Origin of the sequence: Bradyrhizobium algeriense, from assembly GCF_003062295.1 — a bacterium.
GTDB lineage: Bacteria > Pseudomonadota > Alphaproteobacteria > Rhizobiales > Xanthobacteraceae > Bradyrhizobium > Bradyrhizobium algeriense.
Genome location: NZ_PYCN01000286.1, coordinates 1 through 431, shown reverse-complemented (window position 1 = coordinate 431; position 431 = coordinate 1). Strand labels below are relative to the sequence as shown.

Genomic DNA, 431 nt, shown 5'->3' with positions numbered 1-431 from the left:
GATCCTAACGCGGTGACGGTTTGGTGTAGCCGAGACCCATGACCATCCGGCTTCCTCTGCCGAAGCCTACGCTGGATCTTCCGTCTCTCAGAGGCTGGTGAGCAATTTTATTACTCGCTTCAAGTGCTTGATTTGGAATAGCTTTCGTGAAGATTGATGAGGCGGATGCGGGGTGTGCAACGGTTGAGGAGCCCCGCTATGGATATTTGTCTCTATGCCTGCGATCTCACTGATGCCGAATGGGCACTGCTCGCGCCCCTCGTCCCCCGCAGTCATCCGGCGGGACGGCGGCAGACCTATCCGCTCCGGCGCATCGTCGATGCCATCTTCTATCTGCTGCGCACCGGGGCGCAATGGCGGCTGCTGCCGCACGAGTATCCGCCGCGCGGTGCTGTCTTCTACCACTATGCGCAGTGGCGCGAGGATGGTAC

General features: G+C 59.9%; 1 protein-coding gene. It reads left to right on the top strand.

Annotation, left to right across the window (positions count from 1 at the left end; genetic code table 11):
- Nucleotides 1–198 precede the first annotated feature (198 nt).
- Nucleotides 199–431, top strand: a 233-nt coding sequence (locus C7G61_RS43535) for a transposase (RefSeq protein ID WP_145963878.1), incomplete at its 3' end; no start/stop codon positions are given.